The sequence below is a fragment of the Pseudomonas sp. 1L-B-1-E-C1 genome, assembly GCF_057291835.1.
Map to the genome: position 1 here is coordinate 152,241 of NZ_JBXAWN010000005.1, position 12,144 is coordinate 164,384.

The 12,144-nt window shown below is 61.5% G+C and carries 12 protein-coding genes; 1 reads left to right on the forward strand and 11 read right to left on the reverse strand.

The window, feature by feature from the left end:
- Window positions 1-11 precede the first annotated feature (11 nt).
- The 11 genes from pcaC to pcaR all read right to left on the reverse strand — a co-directional run bounded on the left by pcaC (window position 12) and on the right by pcaR (window position 11,008).
- The gene (gene pcaC / locus AC0Z4S_RS10770) at window positions 12-404 is read right to left on the reverse strand and encodes a 4-carboxymuconolactone decarboxylase (RefSeq protein ID WP_024011942.1); all 393 of its coding nucleotides are present in this window, start codon (window positions 402-404) and stop codon (window positions 12-14) included.
- Window positions 405-414: 10 nt separating this feature from the next.
- The gene (gene pcaD / locus AC0Z4S_RS10775; protein ID WP_485622967.1) at window positions 415-1,206 is read right to left on the reverse strand and encodes a 3-oxoadipate enol-lactonase; all 792 of its coding nucleotides are present in this window, start codon (window positions 1,204-1,206) and stop codon (window positions 415-417) included.
- Window positions 1,207-1,217: 11 nt separating this feature from the next.
- Entirely contained in the window at window positions 1,218-2,582 is a 1,365-nt protein-coding gene (locus AC0Z4S_RS10780) for a 3-carboxy-cis,cis-muconate cycloisomerase (RefSeq protein WP_485622968.1), read from the reverse strand.
- Between the two features lie 45 nt (window positions 2,583-2,627).
- Window positions 2,628-3,923 carry an MFS family transporter gene (locus tag AC0Z4S_RS10785; protein ID WP_039762664.1) on the reverse strand — a complete coding sequence of 432 codons (1,296 nt, stop codon included), beginning with the start codon at window positions 3,921-3,923 and terminating at the stop codon, window positions 2,628-2,630.
- A 191-nt stretch (window positions 3,924-4,114) separates the two neighbouring features.
- Window positions 4,115-4,681, reverse strand: coding sequence for a protocatechuate 3,4-dioxygenase subunit alpha (pcaG, locus tag AC0Z4S_RS10790; protein WP_485622969.1), 567 nt, complete (start codon window positions 4,679-4,681; stop codon window positions 4,115-4,117).
- 1 nt (window position 4,682) lies between these two features.
- A complete protein-coding gene (gene pcaH / locus AC0Z4S_RS10795) occupies window positions 4,683-5,387 on the reverse strand; it encodes a protocatechuate 3,4-dioxygenase subunit beta (RefSeq protein ID WP_253499909.1) in 705 nt (234 codons plus the stop codon).
- Between the two features lie 36 nt (window positions 5,388-5,423).
- Complete coding sequence (pcaF, locus tag AC0Z4S_RS10800; protein ID WP_485622971.1) at window positions 5,424-6,629, reverse strand: 3-oxoadipyl-CoA thiolase; 1,206 nt, start codon at window positions 6,627-6,629, stop codon at window positions 5,424-5,426.
- Window positions 6,626-7,405 carry a CoA-transferase subunit beta gene (locus AC0Z4S_RS10805; protein WP_485622972.1) on the reverse strand — a complete coding sequence of 260 codons (780 nt, stop codon included), beginning with the start codon at window positions 7,403-7,405 and terminating at the stop codon, window positions 6,626-6,628. Before AC0Z4S_RS10805 ends, pcaF begins: the two co-directional genes overlap by 4 nt.
- Window positions 7,405-8,262 (reverse strand): CoA transferase subunit A, encoded by an 858-nt coding sequence (locus AC0Z4S_RS10810; RefSeq protein WP_024011937.1) that lies wholly within the window; start codon window positions 8,260-8,262, stop codon window positions 7,405-7,407. Before AC0Z4S_RS10810 ends, AC0Z4S_RS10805 begins: the two co-directional genes overlap by 1 nt.
- A gap of 263 nt (window positions 8,263-8,525) precedes the next feature.
- Window positions 8,526-9,872, reverse strand: coding sequence for a 4-hydroxybenzoate transporter PcaK (pcaK, locus tag AC0Z4S_RS10815; RefSeq protein WP_073475852.1), 1,347 nt, complete (start codon window positions 9,870-9,872; stop codon window positions 8,526-8,528).
- A gap of 293 nt (window positions 9,873-10,165) precedes the next feature.
- Entirely contained in the window at window positions 10,166-11,008 is an 843-nt protein-coding gene (pcaR, locus tag AC0Z4S_RS10820; RefSeq protein ID WP_016771343.1) for a pca regulon transcriptional regulator PcaR, read from the reverse strand.
- A gap of 631 nt (window positions 11,009-11,639) precedes the next feature.
- Between pcaR and AC0Z4S_RS10825 the strand changes: the two genes are divergently transcribed.
- Window positions 11,640-11,840, forward strand: a complete 201-nt coding sequence (locus AC0Z4S_RS10825; protein ID WP_485622974.1) for a hypothetical protein — start codon at window positions 11,640-11,642, stop codon at window positions 11,838-11,840.
- Window positions 11,841-12,144: the final 304 nt, after the last annotated feature.

The window sequence follows — 12,144 nt, forward strand, 5'->3', positions numbered from 1 at the left end:
CTCAGGCAACATCAATCCCGGGATTCAACACCCAATTCATCCCAAACCGATTCGGCCAAATGAAACGTCGCATTCGCTGCAGGGATGCCGCAGTAGATCGCGCTCTGCATGATCACTTCCTTGATCTCGCCACGGCTGACGCCATTATTGGCCGCGGCGCGCAGGTGCAGTTTCAGTTCGCCTTCGCGGTTCATGCCGATCAGCATGGCGATGGTGATCAGGCTGCGGGTGTGCCGGGGCAGGCCCGGGCGGGTCCAGATGTCGCCCCAGGCATGGCGGGTGATCATCTCCTGGAACTCCGAGTTGAACTCGGTCAGCGTGGTCAGGCTGCGGTCGACATGCGCATCACCGAGCACCGCGCGGCGCACTTGCATGCCTTCGTCGTAACGTTGTTTCTCGTCCACAAAATCTTCCTCACTGAGCCTGCAAAAACGCCAGCACTCGGTCGCTGAAATCGGCGCCAGCCTGCACGTTGGACAAATGCGCCGCATAGAACTCGGCGTACTCGGCGCCGCGCACATGGTCGCGGATGAAATGCCCGCCGGACGGCGGCGTTACTGCATCTTCGCTGCCGGCAATCACCAGCAACGGCACATTGATCGAAGCCAGTTGTTCACGGAAATCGGCATCGCGCACGGCGGCGCAGTTGGCCGCATAGCCTTGTGGATTGGTCGCGGCAAGCATGTCGGTAATCTTCTTTGCCGCCTCGGGATGGGCCGCCGAAAAATCCGGGGTGAACCAGCGCGCAATCGAAGCGTCACGTAGTGCAACCATCGCCGCCGGGCCGTCGCGCAATACGGTTTCGATGCGCGGATTCCACACCGACGGATCACCGATCTTCGCTGCGGTGTTGCAGACGATCAGCTTGTGCAAACGATGCCCGGCGTTGATACCCAGCCACTGGCCGATCAGTCCGCCCATCGATAGCCCGCAGAAATGCGCGCGCTCGATGTGCAGCGCATCGAGCAGACCGAGCACGTCGTGGCCCAGTTGCTCGATGCTGTAAGGCCCTTCGGTGACCAGCGATTGCCCGTGGCCGCGAGTGTCGAAACGCAGCACGCGAAAATGCTCGGTGAACGCCGGCATCTGCGCGTCCCACATGTGCAGGTTGGTGCCCAACGAGTTGGACAGCACCAGCACCGGCGCATCGGCCGGGCCCTCAATTTGATAGTGCAGTTCGCCATCGGCGAGTTGAACGAAAGCCACAGCCCTCTCCTTCAGACAGTCAAAGCGTTGTGTTCCGCCACCGCGCGCTCGACCCAGACTTGCGCCTGACCGAGGTAATGCGCGGGGTTCAAGAGATCATCCAGTTCAGCACCGCTGAGTTCGGCGGTGACCTGCGGCTCGTCAGCGAGCACGGCGCGCAAATGGCGTTGTTCGGCCACCGCGCGTTTGCAGCATTGTTCGAGCAGATGATGCGCGGTGTCGCGGCCCACTCGTTGCGCGAGGACGATACTCACCGCTTCGGCCAGCACCAGGCCTTGCGTCAACTCAAGATTGCGGGCCATGCGCGCCGCGTCGACCTCCAGGCCATCGGCGAGCAAACGCGCCTGCTGCAGCGACCCGGAAACCAAACAGCAGATCTCCGGCAGGGTTTCCCATTCGGCGTGCCACAGACCGAGGCTGCGTTCGTGCTCCTGTGGCATCGCGCTGAACAGCGTCGACACCAGCCCCGGCACGCGCGTTGCCGCGCCGATCAGCACCGCCGCGCCGACCGGGTTGCGCTTGTGCGGCATGGTCGATGAACCGCCCTTGCCCGGTGCGGCGGGCTCGAATACTTCCGCCGCTTCGGTCTGCATCAACAGGCTGATGTCGCGACCGAATTTGCCGAGACTGCCGGCAATCAAGCCAAGCACCGCGCCGAATTCGACGATGCGATCACGCTGGGTGTGCCACGGTTGCTCGGGCAGGCTCAGTTGCAGTTCTTCAGCCAGCGCTTGAGCAATCGGCAACGCCTGCTCACCTAACGCGGCGAGGGTTCCGGACGCGCCGCCAAATTGCAGCACCAACAGCCGCGGTTTCAGCTCTTGCAGACGCTGACGGCTGCGCGTGACGGCGCCCAGCCATCCAGCGATTTTCATCCCGAGAGTCACCGGCGTGGCGTGTTGCAGCCAGGTGCGCCCGGCCAATGGTGTGGTGGCGAAACGTTGCGCCTGAGCGGCCAGCGAGTCGGCCAGTTGCGCCAGTTCGCTTTCGATCAGCACCAACGCCTGGCGCAGTTGCAGGACCAGCCCGGAATCCATCACGTCCTGACTGGTCGCGCCCAGATGCACATAGCGCTCGGCTTCGGCATCGGTCGAGGCGATCTGTTTGCCCAACGCCTTGACCAGCGGAATCGCCGAATTGCCGGCCGTGGCAATCGCCTCGCCCAACGCGGCGAAGTCATACAGGCCCGCGTCGCATGCTGCGGCAATCGGTGCCACGGCAGATGAAGGAATCAACCCGACCCGCGCCTCGGCCCGGGCCAGCGCCGCTTCGAAATCGAGCATCGCCTGCAGCCGGCCCTGATCACAGAACACCTCGCGCATATCGCGGGCGGTGAAGTAGGCATCGAACAATTGATTGCCCGGTCGCTGAGTCATAAACAGTCCTTGCCGGCGCGGGCCTCGCAGCCCGCGCACATGAGTTTACAGATCGTGGTGCAAATACTTCGCCTGCTTGGGCAACCGCAGGCTGAACAGGAAGGCCACCGCCATCATCGCCGTGACGTACCAGTAGAAGGCGTTTTCCATGCCGCCGGCCTTGAGGCTCAGGGCCACAAACTCTGCCGAACCACCGAAGATTGCATTGGCCACCGCGTAAGCCAGACCGACACCAAGCGCGCGGACTTCCGGCGGGAACATCTCGGCTTTCACCAGACCGCTGATCGAGGTGTAGAAACTGACGATCGCCAGCGCCAGGGTGATCAGCACGAAGGCGAGAAACGGGCTACTGATGCTTTTCAGGCTGAGCAAAATCGGCACGGTGAACAGCGTGCCGAGGGCGCCGAACCAGAGCATCGAATTACGCCGGCCGATCTTGTCGGCGAGCATGCCGAACAGCGGCTGCATGCACATGTACAGGAACAGCGCGCCGGTCATGATGTAGCTGGCGGTCTTGGCGTGCATGCCGGCGGTGTTCACCAGGTATTTCTGCATGTAGGTGGTGAAGGTGTAGAAAATCAGCGAGCCGCCAGCGGTGTAACCAAGCACGGTGATGAACGCCGCTTTGTGGTCACGGAACAGTGCGGTGATGCTGCCGGCGTCCTTGTGCGCGCGGGTTTCTTCGTTGGTGGTTTCTTTCAGCGAACGACGCAGGAACAGCGAAATCAGCGCCGCCACCGCACCGACCACGAACGGAATCCGCCAGCCGTAGGCACGCAAATCTTCTTCAGTGAGGAATTGTTGCAGCACCACCACCAGCGACACCGCCAACAGCTGTCCGCCAATCAGCGTCACGTACTGGAACGAGGCGAAGAAACCGCGCTGGCCCTTGAGCGCGACTTCACTCATGTAGGTCGCGGTGGTGCCGTACTCGCCGCCCACCGACAGGCCTTGCAGCAAGCGCGCAAACAGCAACAGCACCGGCGCCCAGACGCCGATGTCCTTGTAGGTCGGCAGACAGGCGATCAGCAGCGAGCCGAAGCACATCATCAGGATCGAGATAAGCATCGAATTCTTGCGCCCGTGCTTGTCAGCGACGCGGCCGAAAATCCAGCCGCCAATCGGCCGCATCAGGAACCCGGCAGCGAACACGCCAGCGGTGTTGACCAGTTGCACGGTGGGGTTGTCGGAGGGGAAGAACGCCGGGGCGAAGTAGATCGCGCAGAAGGCGTAGACGTAGAAGTCGAACCATTCGACGAGGTTGCCGGACGAAGCGCCGACAATGGCGAAGATGCGCTTGCTGCGCTCTTCCCCGGTGTAATGGGAGGTGGGCGTTGTCATTGTTTTTTCACTCGATAGGGACAGTCACAGTCTAGACATACTTTGCAACAGTCCCGTTCCACATCCGGTATTGATCGTTCCCCTGTGGGAGCGAGCCTGCTCGCGAAGAGGGAGTGCCAGACGACATGTGTGCTGGCTGACCCACCGCTTTCGCGAGCAGGCTCGCTCCCACAGGGGATGGACGGTGTTCTTCAATAATCGAAGAACACCGTCTCGGCATCAGTGCCTTGCAGAATCACGTTCCACTGGTAAACACCGGACGCATCCTGCTTCGCCAGCAACGTTGCGCGACGCTCTGCCGGCACACACTCCAACAACGGATCAGCAACGTTCGCCGGCTCACCCTCAAAATAAATCCGCGTCAGCAAGTGCTTGACCAGACCACGGGCAAACACCAGCACCACCAGATGCGGCGCCTGGGTCGAGCCCTTCAAACCCGGCACGCTGCCCGGTTTGATCGTGGTGAAACGGAAGCGCCCTTCGGCATCCACCGGCACCCGGCCGAAGCCTTCGAAGTTCGGGTCGAGCGGTTTGTCCTGCTGATCTTCCGGGTGGTCGTACTTGCCGGCGGCATTGGCCTGCCAGACTTCCAGCATGGCGTCGTTGACGACATCACCATTGCCGTCGACCACCTGGCCGGTGATGGCCACGCGCTCGCCGAGGGTCAGCTCGTTGGCCAGGGTTTCGCGGTTCAGCCAGGTCAGGCCGATGTGGTAATACGGCCCGACGGTGTGGGACGTGGTCGCATAGAGCGTCATCTTATTTCTCCATCGGCGTGGCTTCACGGCCGCGCAGCACGATGTCCCAGCGGTAACCGAGGGCGTAGGACGGAATGGTTTTTTCCAGATCGAAGCTGGCGATCAGGCGTTCCTTGGCCGAGGTGTCCGGCACGCAGTTGTAGATCGGGTCATATGCCAGCAACGGGTCGCCGGGAAAGTACATTTGCGTGACCAGTCGGGTGAGGATGCTCGGCCCGAACAGGGAAAAATGGATGTGCGCCGGGCGCCACGCGTTGTGGTGGTTGCCCCACGGATAGGCGCCGGGCTTGATGGTCTGGAACTGGTACCAGCCGTCGGCATCGGTGACGGTGCGGCCAGTGCCGGTAAAGTTCGGGTCCAGCGGCGCGTCGTGCAGGTCGCGGGCATGGTTGTAGCGGCCAGCGGCGTTGGCCTGCCAGATCTCCACCAGAATCCCCGGCACCGGCAGGCCGTCTTCGTCGAGCACGCGGCCGTGAATGATGATGCGCTCGCCCAACGGCTCGCCAGCGTGCTGCGCGGTCAGGTCGTTGTCTTTCTCGGCAACGTGTTCGGCACCGATGGTCGGCCCGGTGATTTCCGACAGCGAATGCGGCAGAAACACCAGCGGCTTGGACGGCGAGCGCAGGTTGGTGGATTGATACGTCGGGTGCAGGTACTCAGGCTGAGTGCCTTCCTGCGGGCGACGGTAACCAGGCTTGTCAGACATTTCGCTTTCCTCTGTTCTTTTTCGTCACGGCTCGCGTCAGACGCGTTCGATGGCCAAGGCCAGACCTTGGCCGACACCGACGCACATGGTCGCCAGACCTTTCTTGCCACCGGTCTTTTCCAACTGATGCAGGGCGGTCAGCACCAGCCGCGCACCGCTCATGCCCAACGGGTGACCGAGAGCGATCGCGCCGCCATTGGGATTGACCTGCGGCGCATCGTCGGCCAGCCCCAACTCGCGCAGCACCGCCAGGCCCTGGCTGGCAAACGCCTCGTTGAGTTCGATCACGTCGAAATCGCTGACCGCCACGCCGAGGCGCTCGGTCAGTTTGCGCACCGCCGGCACCGGGCCGATGCCCATCACCCGCGGTGCAACGCCGGCGCTGGCCATGCCGAGCACTTTCGCGCGGGCGGTCAGGCCGTGTTTTTTTACCGCTTCGGCTGACGCCAGAATCAGTGCCGCCGCGCCGTCGTTGACCCCAGACGCATTGCCGGCGGTGACGGTTTTGTCCGCGCCGTTGACCGGTTTCAGTTTGGCCAGCGCTTCGATCGTGGTGTCGGCGCGCGGATGTTCGTCCTGGCTGACCACGGTTTCGCCCTTTTTATGAGCGATGCGCACTTCGACGATTTCTTCAGCGAAGTACCCGGCGGCCTGAGCGGCGGCGGTACGTTGCTGGCTGCGCAGGGCAAAGGCGTCCTGATCTTCGCGCGAGACTTTGTAGTCGTCGGCGACGTTGTCAGCGGTTTGCGGCATGGCATCGACGCCGTACTGCGCCTTCATCAGCGGGTTGATGAAACGCCAGCCGATGGTGGTGTCTTCCAGTTTCATGTTGCGCGAGAACGCTGCATCAGACTTGCCCATCACGAACGGCGCGCGGGACATCGACTCGACGCCGCCGGCAATTGCCAGCTCCATTTCGCCGCTGGCAATCGCACGAAACGCAGTGCCGATGGCGTCCATGCCCGAAGCGCAAAGGCGATTGAGGGTCACGCCCGGCACGCTGTCCGGCAGCCCCGCAAGCAGCAGCGCCATGCGCGCAACGTTGCGGTTGTCTTCGCCGGCCTGATTGGCGCAGCCGAGGAACACCTCGTCGACTGCATTCCAGTCCACCGATGGGTTGCGCTCCATCAAGGCTTTGATCGGCACGGCGGCCAGGTCATCGGCGCGAACGGCGGACAGTGCGCCGCCGAAACGGCCGATGGGGGTGCGAATCGCGTCGCAGATATACACGTCACGCATCATGCTTCTCCCGGTGCCTGACCATGGGCGGCGGCGGTGCGCGCTTCAAGATCACGCAGCGCGGTCAGCTCGACCTCGGTCGGCTCAGCAGTGGTTTCAACGGAGTCGGCAAAACGGATCGCCCAACCGGTGGCGGCGACCACTTGCTCGCGGGTTACGCCCGGATGCAGCGCGGTAACCACGAACTCGTTAGTGCCCTCCTCCGGTTCCATGATGCACAGGTCGGTGATGATCCCCACCGGCCCGGCGCCCGGCAGGCCCAGACGTTTGCGCGAATCGCCACCCTCGCCGTGACCGACCGAGGTGATGAAATCGAGCTTGTCGACAAACGAACGCGCCGACTGTTTAAGGATGATCAGCACGCTCTTCGCCGAACCGGCAATCTCCGGCGCGCCACCGGCACCCGGCAGACGCACTTTCGGCGCGTGATAGTCGCCGACCACGGTAGTGTTGATATTGCCGAAACGGTCGACCTGAGCGGCGCCGAGGAAACCGACGTCGATGCGCCCGCCCTGCAACCAATAGCGAAAAATCTCACCGGTCGGCACGACGGTGTCGGCGGTTTCGGCCAGCTCGCCGTCACCGATGGACAGTGGCAGCACGCTCGGCTTGGCGCCAATCGGGCCGGATTCGTAAATCAGCACCACGTCCGGCGATGAAGTCAGCCGCGCAAGGTTGGCGGCTTTCGACGGCAGGCCGATGCCGACGAAGCATACCGAGCCGTTCTTCAGGCGACGGGCCGCAGCGACGGTCATCATTTCATTGGTGGTGTAAGTCATTACTTGGCCTCCGAAGCAGCGGCCAATTTGGCCTGAAATTCGCTGAAGTCAGCGCAGCCATGGATGTATTCGTTGATCCACGCGGTAAACGTCTCACGGTCGCGAGCGATCGGGTCCCACGCCTGATAGAAACGATTGTCACGCTCGGTGTAACCGTGGGCGTAGGACGGATGCGCGCCACCTGGCACATGGCAGACCGCGCTCAAGGCCCAGGTCGGCAGTACACAGGCGTTCATCGGTGCGTTGAGGTCGTCGACGATTTCTTCCACAGTGACGATGCAACGCTTGGCCGCCAGCGCGGCTTCTTTCTGCACGCCAAGAATGCCCCAGAGCAGCACGTTGCCCTTGCGGTCGGCCTTCTGCGCATGAATCACGGTGACATCGGGGCGTACCGATGGCACGGCCGCCAGCACTTCGCCGGTGAACGGACAGGTCACGGTTTTGATCAGCGGGTTGACCTTCGGCAGGTCGGAACCGGCGTAGGCACGCAGCACCGCGAACGGCAGGCCGGACGCGCCAGCGACATAGGCATTGGCGAGGTCGGCATGACTGTGTTCTTCGATTTCCAGCGCGTGCGGCCATTGCTTCTCGACCGCGTCACGCAGACGGTGCAGCGAGCCCACACCCGGGTTGCCGCCCCAGGAGAAAATCAGTTTGCGCGCGCAACCGGCGCCGATCAGTTGGTCGTAGATCAGGTCAGGCGTCATCCGCACCAGCGTCAGATCTTTCTTGCCCTGACGAATGATTTCATGACCCGCTGCCGTAGGGATCAGGTGAGTGAAGCCTTCGAGGGCGACGGTGTCGCCGTCGTTGACGAATTGCTTCACCGCGTCGTGCAGCGAAAGGATCTCAGCCATGGAGCGGGCTCCTGTTCTTGTAAGGAATCGCCAGTGATAAAAAGGCGCGAGGTTCAGCGCCGGAGTCACTGAAGATTAAGCCTGGGAAAATCGCCAAACAATCCGATAATCGACTGAGTGTTCGTTTATCGAACGGATTGTTGCTTCCCTATCGGTTCGTGTCGCCTGCAAAAGATCGCAGCCTTCGGCAGCTCCTACATTCGAAATGCATTCCCCTGTAGGAGCTGCCGAAGGCTGCGATCTTTTCGCTCTAAATGAAAATATCAGGTGGCATCGGCGTGACTGACCATGCCCTTGATCAGCACCGCCGCCGTGGCCAAACCGGCCGGGATCACCAGTGCGGTCAGCACCTGCTCGAAATTCCAGCCGAGGCCGAGCAAAGTCGCGCCCATCCACGCGCCGAGAATCGCGCCAAAGCGGCCGATGCCGAGCATCCACGACACCCCGGTCGCGCGGCCCTGGGTCGGGTAAAAGCGCGCTGCCAGCGACGGCATCGCCGATTGCGCGCCGTTGACGCACATGCCCGCCACCAGCACCAGCGTCGCCAGCAGGGTGATGTTGCCCAGGCTCTGCCCTACCGCGTAGGCAAACACCCCGGCGAGCAGGTAGAAAATGCCGATGACCTTGTGCGGATTGAAACGGTCCATCGCCCAGCCCACTCCGACCGCGCTCAACACGCCGCCAAACTGGAACAAGGCACCGATGAACGCAGCCTGCTCCATGCTCGCGCCACTGTCGCGCATCAGCGTCGGCAGCCAACTGGTCAGCAGATACACGATCACCAGACCCATGAAGTAGGTCAGCCACAACAGCAAAGTGCCGGTGCTGTAAGTGCCGGAGAAGATCACCGCGAAGACATTGCGCGCCTTGACGGTTTTCTGTTCCGGCACGCTGAAGCTCGCAGCCTGGGCGACGGTAACCGGGTCGATCGGCGCCAGGGTCTTGCGCACTTTGTCGGTGCCCCGGTTGCGCACCACGAGATAGCGCGCCGATTCCGGCAGCCAAAACACCAGCACCACAGCCAGGATCAGCGGCAGGATCCCGCCGATCATCAGCAAGGCGTGCCAGCCGAATGCCGGGATCAGTTTTGCCGAGATGAAACCACCGCCGGCCATGCCGAGATTGAAGCCGCAGAACATGCTCGTCACCAGCAGCGACTTCTTGCGCTCCGGGGTGTATTCCGACAGCAGTGTCGTGGCGTTGGGCATCCCCGCACCCAGACCGAGGCCGGTCAGGAAGCGCAACACCAGCAGTTGTTCGACGTTGGTGCTGTACGCCGAGGCCAGGCTGAAGCCGCCGAACAGAATCACCGCACCGACGAGTACGACTTTGCGCCCGAAGCGGTCAGCCAAAGGGCCGGAGCCGAGGGCTCCGAAGACCATGCCGATCAGCGCGGCGCTCATCACCGGGCCGAGGCTGGCGCGATCGATGCCCCAGTCCTGCGACAGCGCCGGGGCGATGAAGCCCATGGCGGCGGTGTCGAGGCCGTCGAGAAATACGATCAGGAAACACAAAATCACCACTCGCCACTGATAGCGCGAGATTGGTTGGGCATTGATGAAGGTCTGCACGTCGAGGCAGTTACCCACAGCGGACTGAGGCTGGTTCATTATTTTTATTCCACGCAAAAAACGCAGTCGAACGGCGGCCGGCCAGAACAAGGCACGGTCACAAGAATAGAAGGTTGTAATCAGGCGTTGCGCGGGACCCGGCAACAACGGGTGAAACACAGACAGACGGAAATCGGGCGCATGATGAGTTGCCTCTTGTCATTATTATGGGGTCGACAGTCCGGCGGGCTCATTCACATCAGCGCCGGATGACGCTGCCGCGACATTAATGATCCGGGGGTTTTAGCGTCAATTCGATAAACGCAACACTGTGCGTTTATCGAACAGCTTCCTCAGGCGAACAACTGCGCACTGAGGTCGCGACTGGCGCTGAGCAGGCCCGGCAGAAAGCGCTGCTCCAGCTCGGCACGGCTGACCCGCCCGGCGTGGGTGCTGACATTCAGCGCTGCGACCACTTGCCCGGAGGCGTCGTACACCGGCACGGCGATCGAGCGCAGGCCCTGTTCCAGTTCCTGATCGACAATGCACCAGCCCTGCTGACGCACCTGCTGCAAGCATTCGAGCAAAGCGTCGGGGGTGTGAATGGTGCGACTGGTCTTGGCCACCAGCTCGGCGTGGTCGAGGTATTCACCCAGGGATGTGTCGTCCAGCGCGGCCAGCAGAATCCGCCCCATCGACGTGCAATACGCCGGCAGCCGCCCGCCGACCGAAAGGTCGACCGAGATCAATCGTTGAGTGGTTGCCGAACGAGCGATATAGAGAATGTCGTCGCCCTCCAGCGTCGCCATGTTGCAGGCTTCGTGCAACTGCTCGCTCATGCGGTCGAGATAGGGCTGGGCGGAAACCGCCAGTGGCGTCGAGGACAGATAGGCATGGCCGAGGGTCAGCACCTTGGGCAGCAACGAATAGGTGCGACCGTCGGTGGTGGCGTAGCCGAGCTTGATCAGCGTGTGCAGGCAACGGCGTACGGCAGCGCGGGGGATCTCCGTACGATGGCTTATCTGTGCAATGGTCAGGTGGCGCTTGCGCTCCTGAAATGCCTGCACCACCGCCAGGCCACGGGCCAGCGAAGTCATGAAATCCGGATCACCGGTCAGCGCCTGAATGCGCTTGGCCGGCGAGGCGACGATGGGCGGCGCCACCGACGTGAAGGAGTTGCGCATTTGATCGTTCATTTCTTGTCCTTGTCCGGCACGCATCAATGCCTAGTCAAACGGCTCGCCACGCGATGCACAAGCACCGGGGCATCAACATTGGGCGATTATCGAACCCCCGACCGATAATCGCAATCCAGCGCGATACGCTACTCGTCAGCCTTGAGGCGACTTAATCGATTCTGCGGGCAACTTAGTTGTTCGAGTTAATGGCGCCAAAAACAGAACGCCTGTTCTACAACGCTGTCTTTTCACTTAACTAGCGAAGAAACTTGCCAGCCACAAAACCATCACACATTCAGAACCGTTTTTAACTTGGCAAAGATAGTCATTCCCGAATCGACCGCTATAATGCATCCTGATCGCGACGCTTTAATCAAAAGCCCGCGACTTGCTGAAACGAGGCCCTTCGTCTCAGCTCCGGCCAGCGCCCGGCGCCCATTACACATGCAACGCCAGCGCTCGCTGAAACAGGAAACTGATGCTGCGTCAGTTTTAATCTGGTGCCGTAGCCGCCTGTAACACGGAAGTCTTGATCGCCTCTGCAATGTCTCCCCGCCTGTAAAGGCTGTGGATGACTGGCGGGAGCGCGCAATTGACTCGTTGCAGTGTGTTTCACCGGATAGTCAATTCAACTCATACAGGTAGCACCGTGACGAAAGACGAACTGCGCGCGGAACTAGAGCGCCAGGAACAACGTTACAAGGAAGTTTACGGCGGGGAAGTCACCACCTACGCCGCTCAGCCAGAACCGGAACGCAAGGCATGGCGCAAGCGCCCTACCGTTCAGGATCAATTCTTCAAGCAGGAAATCGAAAAGATCGAGAAGCAACTCAAAGCCGAAGAGCCATGATCCACGGCTGTTGAACATTCCAGAGTCGGCGTCCACCCGAGCATCAGCGCGGTGGCAGGACGACACCTCGCGCGCCCGCTACCCGCGGGCAGCGGCTGCATCGCTATTGTGTGGCTCAAGAACGAACGTCCCACAGGTTTCAGAGATATTTCAGACAAACGTTTGAGGCGCCAAAGCGCCGGGAAAACGATGTTGAAAATCCATTTTCCCTAGAAAAATCAATCAGTTAAAAAACCCTTCGTGACACTTGGTTTTCACGCCCTGCAACAAATTAAATCGAACAAGGGTGAGACCAGTGAGCAGA

Excerpts from the sequence above, each read along its gene's own strand:
- AC0Z4S_RS10785 (WP_039762664.1), bottom strand. The coding sequence starts at position 3,923 with ATGACAACGCCCACCTCCCATTACACCGGGGAAGAGCGCAGCAAGCGC.
- AC0Z4S_RS10780 (WP_485622968.1), bottom strand. The coding sequence starts at position 2,582 with ATGACTCAGCGACCGGGCAATCAATTGTTCGATGCCTACTTCACCGCC.
- AC0Z4S_RS10810 (WP_024011937.1), bottom strand. The coding sequence starts at position 8,262 with ATGGCTGAGATCCTTTCGCTGCACGACGCGGTGAAGCAATTCGTCAAC.
- pcaG (WP_485622969.1), bottom strand. The coding sequence starts at position 4,681 with ATGACGCTCTATGCGACCACGTCCCACACCGTCGGGCCGTATTACCAC.
- AC0Z4S_RS10805 (WP_485622972.1), bottom strand. The coding sequence starts at position 7,405 with ATGACTTACACCACCAATGAAATGATGACCGTCGCTGCGGCCCGTCGC.
- pcaH (WP_253499909.1), bottom strand. The coding sequence starts at position 5,387 with ATGTCTGACAAGCCTGGTTACCGTCGCCCGCAGGAAGGCACTCAGCCT.
- pcaK (WP_073475852.1), bottom strand. The coding sequence starts at position 9,872 with ATGAACCAGCCTCAGTCCGCTGTGGGTAACTGCCTCGACGTGCAGACC.
- pcaF (WP_485622971.1), bottom strand. The coding sequence starts at position 6,629 with ATGATGCGTGACGTGTATATCTGCGACGCGATTCGCACCCCCATCGGC.
- pcaR (WP_016771343.1), bottom strand. The coding sequence starts at position 11,008 with ATGAACGATCAAATGCGCAACTCCTTCACGTCGGTGGCGCCGCCCATC.